Here is a 13,968-nt window from a genome sequence, read left to right on the forward strand (position 1 = left end):
CCGCATGAGGCAGAGCGATGGACGACATCCCGCGAGAGCAGCTTACCGGCTCGCTTCGTCGCCCGGCAGTCAAGAAGCACGTGGCCGCGATTCACGTGTCGGGCAAGCTGACCCTGCTGCAGCGCAAGCTGAGCAACGTCCTGCTGCTGAATGCCTACGATACCCTGACCAGCCAGCCGCGCCATCAGATCGACGCGCGGACGCTGTGCCTGATGATCGGCTACAACTCGAATGACATGGACACGCTCAAACAGTCTCTGCGAGGGCTTGCAGAGACTGTTGCGGAATGGGACATGCTGGACGAGAAGGGCCAGCAGGAGTGGGGCGTCTCCAGCCTTCTCAGCTATGCAAGGCTCAAGGGGGGAATATGTGAATACGCCTATTCCCCGGCACTGGCAGAGAAGCTGCATGACCCGAAGGTCTTTGCGCTGATCAATCTCAACATACAGCGTCGTTTTACCTCGGGCCACGCGCTGGCGCTTTATGAGAACTGCTATCGCTTCGTGCGCACGGGCAGCACCGGCTGGTGGACGCTGGATCTCTTCCGCCGGCTCATGGGGGTGGACGGGTCGAGCTATTACGAAAGTTTCAAGCATCTCAACGCCAAGGTCATCAAGCCGGCGGTGGCCGAGGTGAACAGGACCTCGAACATCCTGATCGAGCCGGAGACCCGCAGACGGGGGCGTACGGTCAGTGAAATCCGTTTCCTGATCCGGGAAAACCCGCAGCTGGCGATCCTCGATATCGACGACGGGCCGGGCCTGCGGCACGGGCCGGTCTATCGCCGTCTGCGCGATCTCGGTGTCAGCGACCGGCTGGCGCGGCAGTGGCTGACCACCCATGGCGAAGAGCAGGTCGCGGCCAAGCTCGACTATGTCGGTCAGCGCCGGAACGTGCGCAACATGGTGGGCTATCTCTCGGCGGCGCTTGACGGCGATTTCGGCGGGGCAGGGCAGGGGGCGGCGCCGCGCCCCAGGGACGGTGCCGCGGCGGTCGTGGAGCCCTCGCCCGAGCGCAAGGACCGGGCCGAACGCCTGCGCCGGGTTCAGCAGGCGGTTGCCGCCCGTACCCCGACCCAGCGCGATGCGGATCGACGTTTGTTCCTGTCGCGCCTGGAGGATCCCGCCGCGCGGGCGGATTTCGAGCGTTTCGGCTGGATGTCGCCGATGAATGCCCAGGCGGTGTTCCGGTTCTGGGAGGAGTTGGACCCGTCCATCTTCGACGGGCTGGAGGAGGATACCGTCTGACCGCCATGTGAAGGGGGCTCTGCCCCCTCCGGGCCTTTGGCCCGTTCACCCCCGGAGTATTTTCGGCAAGAGGAAGGGGCGGTGGATCATTTCGGTGGAGGCGTGGTCGAACTGTTGCTGGACGAATCATTCGTCTGTTTCAGTCGGCGCGCTCGTGTCGGGCAGGTAGAGGCCGGTCGTTTTCGGTTTGGCTGGGGGGATTTTCGAGAAATCCAGAAATCCGATTTCCGAGGATTCGGGGAACCGGCAAGGTACGGCGGTTTGGACGCCATATTGTGGACGAAAGCGCCGTCATAGGCTAGCCTTCGGGCATGACCCTTGCTGCTCCAGACCCTGGCGACAGCGCCGGGACCATGCCCCGGATACCGCGGTGGATCACCGTCCGGCACGGTGAAACCATTGAGAATGCGGCGTTTTCGTCCGGCGCGGCGCTTGGCGCCCTGCATCTCGTGCTGGCGCGGGCGGACATCCCGCACGCCCTGCTGCGGGACCGGCTGGCGCTGCGGGCGGCGGCGGCCTGCGTGGCGCTGACCGGCCGTCCGGAACGCGAGGGCGAGTTGCGCGACGCGGTGGCGCTGCTGCGCCCCGGCGATCGTCCGGGGCCGGCGGGAGAAGTGTTTCTGTGCTGGCGGCGAGCGGTCGAGCAGCCTCTGTCGGCTCGGACCCTGCATCGCGCCCTGCCCGAAACCGCCCCGGACAGGATCGCCGCCTGGTGCGCAGCCGGGCAGGGGGCACCGGTGGCGCGGGCGGCCGGGGTGCTGGAGGCGGCCCTCGCCGAGGCTCCGCGGGCGGAGGCGGCGGCGCTGATCCTGGCCGATGCGGTGCTGGCGCGGGCGTTGGGGTGGTCCCACCTGGTCCCGCTGCTGGGCGCCGGGCTGAAGTCGCGGGACCTGCGCGCGCGGGGTGACGATCTGCGGTGGGCCTGTCACCGGGCGGTGGCGGCCTCGGCGGCAGAGGTTGCAGCCATGGCCGTCCGGTTGGCCCGTCGCGCGGCGCGGCTGCGCTTGGTGGCGCCGAAGCTGCGCGCCAGGGGGGCAGGCGCGGCGGTGGAGCTGTTCCTGGCCCGCGACGCGGTGGCGCCGGCCATGTTGACCGGGTGGATGTCGGATCGGGCAGCGCGGCGGCTGTGCGACCGGCTGGTCCGGCTCGGGGCGGTGCGCGAGATGACCGGGCGGGATGCGTTCCGGCTTTATGGAGTGTGAACATGGCGAGGGACCGGGCCGCAGATCTCGACCGCGAGCTGGCCGACCTGCCGCCCGAATTGCGCTGGCGGGAATGGATGCGCCGGATCGAGGCGGTGCTGTTCGCCAGCGCCGCGCCGGTGCCGCGGGCCGATCTGGCCCGGGTGGTGGGGCAGGGGGTCTCGGTCGATCTTCTGGTCGCGGATCTGGCCGCCGATCTGGAAGGCCGGGCCTTCGAGGTGGCGCGGGTGGGCGAGGGCTGGCTGCTGCGCACCCGGCCGGCCTATGCGGCGGCGGTGCGGGCGGCGGTGGATGTGGGCGATCAGGCGCTGGACCTTCGCGAGTTCGACCTTGCGGTGCTGGCCGCCATCGCCTGGCACCAGCCGATCACCCGCGACGGGTTGAAGGAGATCTTCGGGCGCGAGATTCGCCGTGATCTGCTGGGCCGGCTGCATGCGCAGGGCCTGATCGCCACCGGCCCCCGTGCCCCGCGCCGCGGTGCGCCCTACACCTTCGTCACCACCGAGAAGTTCCTTGCCGCCTTCGGGCTGGAGACCCTGCGCGACCTGCCCGATCCCGAGCAGCTGCGCGATGCGGGGGTGGTGGATGGGGCGGGGTCGTGAGGCCGGAAGGCTGTTTGGGAGGGTTTGCCAAGCTGAAGAGGGGTGTTGCTGTCCGGTGCCGCGCGCGTCCGATCGCCTTACGGGCTGAGCGTGCCGACGCTGGCGCCGCCGCAGACATACAGGGTCTGACCGGTCACGAACCCGTTCTCGGGATCGCAGAAGAAGAGGAAAGCGTTGGACACATCTCGAACCGTGCCCAGCCGGCCCACCGGAAGTTTCCTGGCCAGCTCTGCCTCGCGCGCGGATCCCCTTGGAATGATCTCCCAGAAATTGTCCGTGCGGATGGGGCCGGGAGCGACAACATTGACCGTGATTCCATGTGGCGCCAGTTCCAGCGCCCAGGTTCGAGCCATGCCGATCATCCCCGCCTTGGTCGCCGCATAGGCGGTGCGTGTGGGCACGCCCAGAGCCGCGCGCGATCCGTTGAAGACGACCCGGCCAAAACCGCGCGCCTTCATCCCCGGCACGAAGGCCTGCATCAGGGTCAAGGCCGCGCCGAGGTGCAGCTGGGCAAGTCCGGCGATGTCGCTGGGCCGTGCGTCCTCCAGGAGGTTCGGCCAGATCAGCCCGGCATTGTGGATGAAATGGCTCACCTCATGGCTGGCGGCAATCTCGCCGGCTACGGCATCCACCGCTTCCGGGTTCAGCAGGTCGCAGGAGATCTGGTCCAGTTCGGACGGCGCCCGGTCCGATACGCGCCGGGCAATCGAGATGACCCGGTAGCCGCGGTCGAGCAGCCGCGTCGCAAGGTCAAGCCCGATCCCCTTGCTGGCGCCGGTGATGACGGCCGTGTAACCCTTCATGCCGGATCCTCCACCAGGGCGAGAACCCGCAGCGGGCTGCCGGTGCCGTTCCTGATTTTCAGCGGAGCGGCCAGAAGAATCGCGCCGGTGGGCGGCAGCAGGTCGAGGTTCCTCAGGCATTGCAGCCCGTACTTGCCCGCCCCGTGCAAGGTGTGATGCGCCGGGTAGGGGGGCGTGTAATGCATACCCTGCCCGGCATCGGTTCCGACGGTTTCGGTCCCGAAGCCACGGATGTCGCGCTTTTCCACCAGGAACCTGATGGCTTCGGGCGTGGGGCCGGGTGAGTGGGGACCATCTACGCGCATGTTGAGATAGGCCGCGCCGCTGCGCCTTGACCAGTCGGTCCGCATCAGCACCCAGGAGTCGGCCGGAATGCGGCCATGTTCGGCCTCCCAGTTCCGGATCAGCTCGACGGTCAGTTCGAAATCCTCGTTTGTGCGGGCGCCATCGGAACAGTCGAGCACCACCGCCGGCCCGGTGAAATGCGCCACCGGGATCTCGTCCACCGAACCGGACGGCAGATCGCGGCCGGTGATCCAGTGGCTGGGGGCGTCGAAATGCGTTCCGGTGTGTTCCGACATCGAGATGTTGTGCCATTTCCAGGCCGGCCCGCGGTGGTCATAGGCACTGACTTCTTCCATGCGGAAACGGGCACACTGGCCGAATTCCGGTGGCAGGACGATGACCGGGAAATCCGGATCCAGCGTGTGCGTCAGGTCCACGACCCGCACGCTCCCCCCCGCCAGTGCCGCCGCCAGTTGTTGCAGGACGCTCATGCGCCGTCCCTCCCGCCGGTCATTTCGCGTTCCAGGATCTTCGGACCGGCGCAAAAGCGTTCGTGAAGATCTCTTGCCACATCGCCGCAGAAGACATCCTCCAGCCCCTCGCGCAGCCCCTGCACGACGGACCGGGCGACCGCCTCGGGCCGTACCCTGGGCGGGGGCAGCGGCTGGTACCAGTCGTCTTCGGTCGGGCCGACGAAGACGTTCATCAGGCGCAGGCCGCTTGGGCGGAACTCGGCCCGCAGGCACTGGCTCAGCGACAGCGCTGCCGCGTTCGATGCCGAAAAGCAGCCATAATCGGCCCGGTTGACCAGCGCCCAGGCGGACAGGATGTTCACCCAGGCCACGGCCGAGTCCACCCCGTCGGCGGTGCGGGCACACATCGCCGGCCCGAAAGCCTGAGCCAGCCGCATCAGGCCGAGGTAATACACCTCCATCTCGTCGCGGGCAAAGGCGGTGTCGCCGCGCTCCAGAACCCCGCCCGGCCGGATGAAGCGGGCGTTGTTGACCAGGATATCCACCTTGCCTCCGATCTCGCCGGCCAGTTCCCGGACACTCGTCGTGTCGGTGACGTCCAGCGGCACGATCTCGACGCCCTCGATATCTTCCAGCGCGGCGCGGTTCGGTTCGGGCCGCCAGTTTTCCGACAGCCCCACGAAGATCGTGCGCGCCCCGGCCTCCAGCAGCGCCCGCGCCAGAACCGGCGCATCGGGGCTGCGCCCGTCGGTTATCAGGATGCGGCGGAACCTGGGATCCGATGTCATGGCGCGCAATTGCGGATCGTCCTCCATCCGTGGGGTGGCGGTTTCGGGAACGGCCATCAGAACCCCCTGACCGGCACGGTCGAGGCGGTTCCACAGGACCACCCGCGCGCGCGGCGCAACGTCGCCATGCAGGTGGCAGATGACGACCGGGCCGGCATCGAGCCGTACCGAGCCGGCGCGCCACGGGGTGCGCTCGCGGAAGTAGGGGTCGGTCGAGCTTCGCACCGTGGTTTCGGCCAGGAGCGTCCCCGTCGGCGGGACATCCTTCCACGGAAGGTTGACCGAAAGACAGCTGCAGCAGGCATCGCGGGGCGGATATTGCACGGTGCCGCAGTCGGTGCAGACCTGAAGCATGAACCGCCCCTCGGCCGCCGCCGCCGCAAGCCCGAGCGCCGCCCGGCTGCGGGTTGCCGGCGGTCGGGTCGGGGGAGCCGTCCGTTTCTGCGGATTCCTGCGGGGCGGTGGCTTCAGCGGAGTCGTCATGGCTGCCCTCTCTTGAGGATTGCGGCGCCGGAACAGACGCCCCGGTCATAGTTGACCATTCCGAAGCCTGACACCATGGCTGTCGCGGCTCGGTGAACCTGGGTGGTGCCGGCCTGGCCGGTCACCTGCCGGATCGCCTCGACCAGGCCGATGAAGCCTCCGGCCGCGCCCGCCTGGCCGGCCGACAGTTGCCCGCCCGAGGTGTTGTGGGGAAAATCGCCACGGATCGTCAGATCGTGTTCGCGCACGAACCGGGGGGCTTCGCCCTTGGCGCAGAAGCCCAGATCCTCGAACTGCATCATCACGATCACCGGATAGTCGTCATAGGTCTGCAGCAGGTCGATATCGTCGGGCCCGCAGCCCGCCTGATCGTAGAGGTCGTCGATATCCATGGTCCAGCCGCCGCGCAGCTGGATCGGGTCGTCGGCATGGGCATTGTGGCGCTCGATGGCGCCGGCGATGGTGGCGAATGGGAGGTTGCGGCGCTCGGCTTCTTCCACTGTCATCACCAGGAAGGCTTCGGCTCCGGCACATGGCATCACGCAGTCGAACAGGTGGATCGGATCGGCGATGGGGCGGGCGGACAGGTAGTCCTCGAGCGTCAGGGGCCGTTTCATCACCGCGCCGGGATTTTCCAGGGCATTGGCCCGCTGTGCCACGCAGATCCTGCCGAAATCTTCGCGCGTGGCCCCGTATTCGTGCATGTAGCGATCGGTCAGCAGTGCGAACGTCGCGTTCGGTCCGCCATGGCCGTAAGGATAGGACGCATCCATGGAAAAGCGCGAAAAGCTCGACAGCAGGTTGCGGAAACTGTCGATGTGATTGGTGTCGCCGGCCACGCAGGCGACGATATCGGCATCCCCCGCCTGCACCGCCCGCGCCGCGCGGCGCAGCGCCACGATGCCCGATGCCCCGCCCATGGGGATGTGATCCAGCCAGCGCGGGCTGAGCCCCAGATGCTGGGTCAGCCCCACGGCGGTATCGGGAAACAGGGTAAAGCTGGCCACCGAAAACCCGTCTATGTCGCCGGGGCGCAGCCCGGCGGCGTCCAGCGACCCCTTCAGTGCCCGCGCGATCCACCAATGCGCCGTCCGGATCGAATGGCGCGCATAGGGCACCGATGCCGGGGCGACAAGCGCCACGCCCTCGTAGGAATGCCGGCGGCGGCTCATGCGACCTGCCTTTTCTTCAGGGAGGTCGTGTTGACGGTTGCGGGATCGTCCATCAGCCGCGCTGCCAGCGCCTTGAGTTCGGCGCGCTGGATCTTCTGGGTCGAGGTCAGCGGCAGGTTGTCCACGAAGGCAATGTAGCCCGGAACCTTGTAGTAGGCCATCTGGCCCAGAGCCCAGGTGACGATTTCGGTGGCCTTGTCCGGGCCCGGATCGCGGACGGTGAGGCAGGCGAACACCTCGTCCCCACGGATCGGGTCGGGCACCGGGGCAACCCCGGCGGCGATCACGTCGGGATGGCGCATCAGGATCGTTTCGACCTCGACCGCGGCAATGTTCTCGCCGGATCGCCGGATCACGTTCTTCTTGCGGTCCACGAAGTAGAAAAAGCCGTCCTCGCCGTGGCGCACGATGTCGCCGGTGTGAAACCAGCCGCCCTCCCATGCCTCGGCGGTGGCTTCGGGGTTCCTGTAATATTCCGAGAAGAACCCCCGGCGGGGGGCGTCGCCCTTGCGCCGGACCAGCAGCTCTCCCGGTGCGCCTCGGGAAACCGGGTTCCCGTCCTCTCCGATCAACCGGATGTCCAGCCATTCGGGCGCGCGCCCCAGGGCGGCCCTGCCCACGACCCGGTCCTCGGAATGATTCGAGATCACCGCCCCGGCGCCGGTTTCGGTCATCGCCCAGGCCTCGACCAGGGGAAAGCCGAACCGCTCTTCGAAAGCGGCGTGGAGTTTGGGGGCGACGCCGGCGCCAAAGCCGAAGCGCACCGAATGGGCCCGGTCGTCGGGCGACGGGTCGGCCCCCATCAGCATCGACGGCATCACGCCGAGATAGTGCAGGCAGGTCGCGCCGCTGTCGCGCACGTCCCGCCACCAGCTGCGCGGATGAAACCGGTCCAGAACCGTCAGGCAACCGCCCAGTGCGATCATGGCCATGAAGGAATAGGCCATGGCGTTCATGTGAAAGACCGGCAGCGGGGTGATCATGCGCTCGCCCCGGTCGCTGAGCGACGCAATCCCGCCCAGGGTCGAATACCAGCGGCCGACCTCGAGGAAATAGCTGTTGGCCAGCACGCAGCCCTTGGGCTGCCCGGTGGTTCCCGACGTGTACAGAACGGCCGCCTCGCGGTCCGGGCCGCAGGCCGTCGCCGCGGCGACCGCGGCATTGGCGCGCGGGGCGGGAACGGGCGCGCCCGGGGGAATCGCGGGTGCCGCCACCCCGGCCGCGGCGGCGGCGGCGCGCAATTCTTCGAGGCGGGTGGGAATGGCGATGATCAAGGCCGGTTCCGCGTGCCCGATCAGGTATTCCAGTTCGGCCCGGCGCAGATCGGGATTGATCGGTACCACCGACCCGCCCAGACGGTTGACCGCCAGCCAGACCAGGAAGAAATCCGGCCGGTTCTCCAGCAGGAGCGCCACCCGCATACCCCGGCCATATCCGGCGGCGCGCAGGGCCTCGGCCCATGCCCCAACCCGCTCGGCGGCCTGGGCATAGGTGATCTCGCCCGCCGCGATCCCGTATGTTGCGGCGGTGTCCGGCAGCACGTTCAGCATCGGCCTGTCGGGGAACCGACGGCAGGCTTCCTCGAAGACTTCGTGCACGCTTCGGGTCGTCTCCGGGATCATGGGAGCAACTGGATGTTTCCGAAGGCTGCGTCGCAGTTGAGAAGGTCCACGCGCTTGTTGGCGATTCGCAGCCGGCCATCGACCAGCTTCAGTTCATGCGTGGCGGTCAGGGCCAGGAGAAACTGATCGTCCAGCCGGGTTTCGACGTAATGCATCGAGGTATTGGTTTCGAATTCGCCGGCATCGGGGTCGAAGCGGTCGATGAAGGGGCGCTGAATGACGTGGCTGCAGCGGCTTTTCGGTTTCTGGCTGAAGGTGCGTTCGCCGTTCAGCCGCTCGACCCGCAGCCGGCGCATGAAGTCGTCTTCGTAAAGCAGCGACGTGCAGGTGCGCGGATCGGTCTGCCCGTAGTCGAGCGGCATCCAGTAGTGCCCTTCGGGCAGCCACAACGCAAGCCATTCGTCGAAGCGGCCCTCGTCCAGCATCCGGGCCTCTTCATAGATGAAATCGATGATATCCTCGCGGGTCACGGTCATCGGGGGGCGTCCTCCTCGACAGTGGTCATCGACCGGGTGATGAACGTCTTCCACGCGTCGAACTGGTTGCGCATCTGCCGTTCGGTGGTGCCGTTTTCGACCGCTTCCTCGTCGTAGTCCTCGTCACCATGGTGAAGCCGCTGGACGTTCACCCATTCCAGCTCGCCGGCGTGCAGCCCCTCCTGCGCGCGTTCATACATTTCAAGGTCGTCATGCCCCACCATCGAGGTTGGGGCGTTGATCAGGCGGTTGTACATGGCCGTCCGTTCCAGCAGGTAGTCCGGTGCGCCGACAAGGCGGTAGATCCAGCTCTCGACCAGCGTTCGATCGGCGGCCAGCGGAATGAAATTGCGCAGCTGCTGCACCGGCCCCTTGATCATGATGTTGGGGAAATAGACAGTGTTGTGCCGGTTTTCGCCGAGGATCTCTCGGGCGCGCCGTTCGCCGTAGGCGGCGACCATGGCCTCCCAGTATTCCGGCGTCTGGCTGTAGTCGGAGTGGATCGAATGATGCACCCCGGTATGACCGTGCCCGTTGGGCCAGGTGCGGATGCCCATTTCTTCGAAGAAGGCATAGGGACTCATGAACGGCGCGATGATCTCCATCGCCATCGGTTTGGGCCTGTCCGCGGGCCAATCGGCCTTTTCGAACAGTTTCACGGCCGTTCCGGCCGAACTCTCATGCGCCACCATCGGGTGGCAGGTGTCGGTCTGGTTGTCCACCAGCATCTTCCAGTTGCACCGATGGAGATAGCGAAGCGGCGGTCCCGCGACCTCGAGCCGCCCCTCGGGGGAGCGGTCCACCATGTTGTCCAGCGAGCTGAGAGAATTTCCGAAGTAATCTTCGAAACCGATCCCTTCCGGGGCGAGGCGGGCGAAGACGAAGCCGCGATAATTCCTCACCGCCCCCACCGGTTCGAGCCCGCGGCTGGCCTTGCTGTTTTCGAAACCGGTATCGGCATAGCCCTTCTTCAGCGGGATCGCGAGAAGACAGCCGTCGGTCTTGAAGCTCCACGCATGATAGGGGCAGCGGAAGAACTTGCCGGTGTTGCCTGAACGGTCGATCGCGATCTTTGTGCCCTTGTGCGGGCAGCGGTTGTAGAGGACGTGGATTTCGTCGTCCGTATGCCGCACCATGATTACCGGCTGGTCGCCGATCTGCGTGGTGATGTAGTCGCCCTTGCGCGGTGTCTGACTGTCATGGCCGACGAAAACCCACGTGTTGGGGAAGAGATGCCTCATCTCCAGCTCGTAGATTTCCGGGTCGATATAGGTATCCCGGTGCACCTGGTGCTGCTGAACCAGGGCGGCGACGGCCTCGGGGTTGTCCTTGTATCTGCCCATCCTCGTCTCCCTAAAGATCAAGCACCAGCCGCGCCGATTTCGCCCGGCTGACGCAGATTTGCATGACCTTCCCCGAGGCGCGTTCGGCATCGGAGAGCACCACGTCGCGGTGATCCGGGGTGCCGCTGATCACGTTCGTCTGGCAGATGCCGCAATCGCCGCGGGCGCAGTCATACATGACCTCGATTCCCGCCTCTTCGAGCACCTCCACGATCGACCGCCCGGCGGGAACGGTGAAAACCTGCCCGGTGCCGGCCAGTTCGATTTCGAACGGTCGGTCGGCCTCTCCGGTCTGCGCAGAGGAGAAGAGTTCGAAATGGACATGCGCCTTGTCGAACCCCGCAGCCTCGGCCTTTTCGCGCGTTGCTTCGATCATGCCGCGGGGACCGCAGCAGTAGATATGCGTGTCCGGCGCGGCCGCAGCGATCAGGGCGCCCGGATCGATCATCCGGTCGTCGTCGAACCACAGGCGCAGGCTCGACCCGAAAGCATCCCGCAGCCTGTCCCGAAAGGCGCAGAGGCTGGCGCTGCGCGTGGCATAATGGAACGCAAAGGGCGTGCCGCGCCGCGTCAGCTCGGTGGCAAAGGAAATGATCGGCGTGACCCCGATCCCTCCCGCGATCAGAAGTGCCGGGGCATCTTCGTCATGCAGGCGAAAATCGTTCTTCGGGGCGGAAACGCCAATGGTGTCGTCCACGCTCAGCGCGTGCAAGGCGCGCGATCCTCCACGCCCCTCGTCCTCGCGCTGAATGGCCAGGTTCCAGTGCCGCCGCCCACCGGCGGGCCGTGGTTCGAAATCCACCAGCGAATAGGATCGGGTGCCGAGCTTTCCCAGGTCGATGTCCACATGCGCGCCGGCTTCGTATTCGGGGAGCGGGGCGCCGTCGGGCGAAACCAGCGTAAACAGCCGGATCCGTTCCGTGATCCTCTCGATCCTGTCGATCGCGAGTGTCATCATCTCCCCGGGCCCCCCTCGTTCTGTCGTGACCCCGCCGGTGGCGCGGGCGCACAGCGCTCCTTCCGGCCGCCGAATCCGCTTCGGGAACGGAGGGCCGCGAAACAATATGATTTTTCATGCTTATGCCTGTCCGTCTCTTGATTCGTCAAAGAAAATCTTGCTCAGATCGGGTTTTTCCGGATGTTTTCCAGCATCCTTCCCAGCGACCGCATCAGGACCTCGCGATCCTCGGCCGGAATGCCCCGCATCATGTGTTCGTTTTCCGCGGCCATCACCGGCCAGACCTTGCGGCAGAGGGCTTCTCCTGCCGGCGTAAGGCTCACGATCCGGGTTCGCCCGTCCTTGTTGCCGGCGTGACGGGTCAGAAGCCCTTCGGCTTCCATCCGGTCCAGCGCGCGGCTCATGGTCGGTTGTTCGGCAATGGCATGGATGCACAGATCGTTAACCGACAGCTTGCCGAAAATCGACAGCGTGATCAGAATCCGGGTCGATATCGTGGTCAGCCCGGCGGCCTTCAGCGCCTCGCGGACGTTCCTGTTGTAACGATGCGTGATCCGGTTGAGCAGATATGACGGGATCTCGTTCAGCGAAGCGATCATTCGATCATTTTCGTTCGTCGTCGCAGAATCTGCCATTTCGGATATTGCCGCCCGCTACATCTGTGAGGGGAGAAACAATACCAGAGACGGCACCAGCAGCAACAGCGCAAGACGAAGCAGGTCCATGATCCAGAACGGCGTGACGCCGCGGAAGATGGTTCCCGTCGAAACGTCGCCGACCACCCCCCTGAGCACGAAGACGTTCAATCCCACCGGCGGCGTGATCAGGCTGATTTCGGTGACCACGACCACGATGATCCCGAACCAGATCGGATCGAACCCCAGAGCCGTCACCAGCGGAAAGAAGATCGGCACCGTCAGCAACAGCATCGACAGCGATTCGAACACGCATCCCAATGCAATGTAGATCGCCAGGATCAATGCCATGACCAGCCAGGGATAAAGCTGGTAGCCGTCCACCAGCCCGCGCAGGGCCTCGGGCAGGCCGGCATAGTTGACAAAGTTCGAAAAGATCCAGGCCCCGATCAGCACCGCAAAGAGAGAGGCCGTGGTCATCGCGCTTTCCACCAGGACCTCGACGGTGTCCCGCCAGTTCAGGCGGCGGCGGGCCAGCGCGATCAGGAATGCGCCGGTCGCGCCCATCCCCGCGGCTTCGGTCGGCGAAAAGGTCAGGTTCAGAGGCCAGAAATCCAGTACCCCGTAAAGCCCGCCGATGACGAGGAAGAACAGCAGGAGAACCGCCCACACCCCCCCGAGAGCCCTCAGCCGGGTGGCCCAATCGCTGCGCGGCCCCGCGGGACCCGACTCGGGGTGCCGCATGACCGTGTAGCGCACGGCCAGCAGGTAGAAGAAGATCCCCAGGATACCGGGCACGATCCCGGCGATGAACAGCTTGCCGATCGAGGTTTCCGTCAACAGGCCATAGATCACCAGGATCACCGATGGCGGTATCAGGATCCCCAGCGTGCCTCCCGCAGCTATGGATGCCGTGGACAGCCGGTCGTCATAGCCGAAACGCCTCATCTGCGGCATGGCGACCTTGGACATGGTGGCGGCCGTGGCCAGGGACGATCCCGAAATCGCCGCGAAGCCCCCGCAGGCGACGATGGTTGCCATGGCCAGGCCGCCCTTGAAATGTCCGAGAAAGGCGTTCGACGCTTCGTAGAGTTCGCGGCTGATCCCGCCCTTGTTCACGAACAGGCCCATCAGGATGAACAGCGGAACGACCGAAAGGCCGTAATCCTGGCTGGTGTCGATGATCAGCCGCGCCACCATCGAGATCGCCCCGCGAAAGCTGGTCTCGTACATGTAGCCGACCATGCCGACGACCCCCATCGCGAAGGCAATCGGCACCCGCACCATCACCAGCGCCAGGACGGCGGCAAAGCCGATCATTCCTTCAGCCATGATGCCCTCTCAGACGGTGCGGCGCGAAGATCAGCACGCCCGCGCGCCAGATCAAGGCCAATGCCGTGATCAGCGTCATCAGCGCCACGAACCATTCGACATAGTGAACCGGCAGGGCGAGATACTCCATCCTGTCGCCGTAAGAGCGGCTTCTCTGGGCAAGTTCGAAGGCCCGCCAGGCCGGCCAGAACAGGACCGAGCCGCAAAAGAGCGTGACCGCGATATCGACGAAACGCCGGATGCGCAGCCGCGCGAACACGCCGTCCAGAAGGTCAACGGTGATCTGATTGCCCCGGTAGGACAGCAGCGGCATCGCCGAGAACACCACCACCGCCATCAGAAGGCGCGTCAGGTCCGCGGCAAACTGAAGGGGTGCATTGATGGTGGAACGCAGCATGACATCCGCAAATGTCAGCAGCATAAGCGAAAGCAGCGCGCCTGCGGCCAGGGCGACCGGCAGGCCACGGGCCAGCCAGACCGCGAGAGCGGGCAGGGATCGGGGCGTCATGAATGGGGCTCCGTGATGATTTCCGGGGCGGCGGGAAGG

Annotated in this window: 14 protein-coding genes; 3 read left to right on the forward strand and 11 right to left on the reverse strand. The window is 66.0% G+C overall.

The genetic code is table 11. The features are described from left to right. The first annotated feature begins 17 nt into the window (after positions 1-17). The 3 genes from ACZ5CM_RS16240 to scpB all read left to right on the forward strand — a co-directional run bounded on the left by ACZ5CM_RS16240 (position 18) and on the right by scpB (position 3,051). Positions 18-1,247, forward strand: a complete 1,230-nt coding sequence (locus ACZ5CM_RS16240; protein WP_464642903.1) for a replication initiation protein — start codon at positions 18-20, stop codon at positions 1,245-1,247. A 311-nt stretch (positions 1,248-1,558) separates the two neighbouring features. Further along, positions 1,559-2,449, forward strand: coding sequence for a DUF1403 family protein (locus tag ACZ5CM_RS16245; protein WP_464642905.1), 891 nt, complete (start codon positions 1,559-1,561; stop codon positions 2,447-2,449). A 2-nt stretch (positions 2,450-2,451) separates the two neighbouring features. Next, on the forward strand, positions 2,452-3,051 hold the full coding sequence (gene scpB, locus ACZ5CM_RS16250) for an SMC-Scp complex subunit ScpB (RefSeq protein WP_464642907.1): 600 nt from the start codon (positions 2,452-2,454) through the stop codon (positions 3,049-3,051). A gap of 77 nt (positions 3,052-3,128) precedes the next feature. Here scpB and ACZ5CM_RS16255 read toward each other — a convergent pair whose 3' ends face one another. From ACZ5CM_RS16255 to ACZ5CM_RS16305, 11 genes are all read right to left on the reverse strand, one after another. Further along, positions 3,129-3,854, reverse strand: a complete 726-nt coding sequence (locus ACZ5CM_RS16255) for an SDR family oxidoreductase (protein ID WP_464642909.1) — start codon at positions 3,852-3,854, stop codon at positions 3,129-3,131. Next, complete coding sequence (locus ACZ5CM_RS16260; protein ID WP_464642911.1) at positions 3,851-4,630, reverse strand: cyclase family protein; 780 nt, start codon at positions 4,628-4,630, stop codon at positions 3,851-3,853. The genes ACZ5CM_RS16255 and ACZ5CM_RS16260 overlap by 4 nt, the downstream gene beginning before the upstream one ends. Further along, positions 4,627-5,883 carry an SDR family NAD(P)-dependent oxidoreductase gene (locus tag ACZ5CM_RS16265; RefSeq protein ID WP_464642913.1) on the reverse strand — a complete coding sequence of 419 codons (1,257 nt, stop codon included), beginning with the start codon at positions 5,881-5,883 and terminating at the stop codon, positions 4,627-4,629. The genes ACZ5CM_RS16260 and ACZ5CM_RS16265 overlap by 4 nt, the downstream gene beginning before the upstream one ends. Next, entirely contained in the window at positions 5,880-7,055 is a 1,176-nt protein-coding gene (locus ACZ5CM_RS16270; protein WP_464642915.1) for a thiolase family protein, read from the reverse strand. Before ACZ5CM_RS16270 ends, ACZ5CM_RS16265 begins: the two co-directional genes overlap by 4 nt. After that, positions 7,052-8,677: an AMP-binding protein gene (locus ACZ5CM_RS16275; RefSeq protein ID WP_464642917.1), complete on the reverse strand. Its 1,626-nt coding sequence runs from the start codon at positions 8,675-8,677 to the stop codon at positions 7,052-7,054. Before ACZ5CM_RS16275 ends, ACZ5CM_RS16270 begins: the two co-directional genes overlap by 4 nt. After that, positions 8,674-9,153, reverse strand: coding sequence for an aromatic-ring-hydroxylating dioxygenase subunit beta (locus tag ACZ5CM_RS16280; RefSeq protein WP_464642919.1), 480 nt, complete (start codon positions 9,151-9,153; stop codon positions 8,674-8,676). Before ACZ5CM_RS16280 ends, ACZ5CM_RS16275 begins: the two co-directional genes overlap by 4 nt. Further along, a complete protein-coding gene (locus ACZ5CM_RS16285; protein ID WP_464642921.1) occupies positions 9,150-10,496 on the reverse strand; it encodes an aromatic ring-hydroxylating dioxygenase subunit alpha in 1,347 nt (448 codons plus the stop codon). Before ACZ5CM_RS16285 ends, ACZ5CM_RS16280 begins: the two co-directional genes overlap by 4 nt. A 10-nt stretch (positions 10,497-10,506) precedes the next feature. Next, the gene (locus tag ACZ5CM_RS16290) at positions 10,507-11,454 is read right to left on the reverse strand and encodes a PDR/VanB family oxidoreductase (protein ID WP_464642923.1); all 948 of its coding nucleotides are present in this window, start codon (positions 11,452-11,454) and stop codon (positions 10,507-10,509) included. Positions 11,455-11,615: 161 nt separating this feature from the next. Continuing rightward, complete coding sequence (locus tag ACZ5CM_RS16295; protein WP_464642924.1) at positions 11,616-12,053, reverse strand: MarR family winged helix-turn-helix transcriptional regulator; 438 nt, start codon at positions 12,051-12,053, stop codon at positions 11,616-11,618. Between the two features lie 54 nt (positions 12,054-12,107). After that, on the reverse strand, positions 12,108-13,421 hold the full coding sequence (locus tag ACZ5CM_RS16300) for a TRAP transporter large permease (protein ID WP_464642926.1): 1,314 nt from the start codon (positions 13,419-13,421) through the stop codon (positions 12,108-12,110). Continuing rightward, complete coding sequence (locus ACZ5CM_RS16305) at positions 13,414-13,929, reverse strand: TRAP transporter small permease (RefSeq protein WP_464642927.1); 516 nt, start codon at positions 13,927-13,929, stop codon at positions 13,414-13,416. The genes ACZ5CM_RS16300 and ACZ5CM_RS16305 overlap by 8 nt, the downstream gene beginning before the upstream one ends. Between the last annotated feature and the right edge of the window lie 39 nt (positions 13,930-13,968).

The sequence above is a fragment of the Piezobacter thermophilus genome (genome assembly GCF_055386745.1).